Annotated in this window: 1 protein-coding gene; it reads left to right on the forward strand. The window is 36.0% G+C overall.

The features are described 5' to 3' along the window. The coding region (locus ACJDUG_RS17850) for an ABC transporter permease subunit (protein ID WP_406771210.1) at positions 1 to 203 on the forward strand (203 nt) is incomplete at both ends.

Here is a 203-nt window from a genome sequence, read left to right on the forward strand (position 1 = left end):
GTTGTTGCCTTCTTAATTTATTGGATTTTATGGAAAACTACTATAGGTTATGAACTAAGAGCAGTTGGAATTAATCCGCATGGCGCAGAATATGGCGGAATTAATATATCAAAAAATACAATACTGGCAATGGTATTTTCAGGTGCAATTGCTGGTATGGGCGGTGCAGTACACGTTTCTGGTATTTTACATCAAACACAAAA

Origin of the sequence: Candidatus Clostridium stratigraminis (genome assembly GCF_045310675.1) — a bacterium.
Classification (GTDB): domain Bacteria; phylum Bacillota; class Clostridia; order Clostridiales; family Clostridiaceae; genus Clostridium_AT; species Clostridium_AT stratigraminis.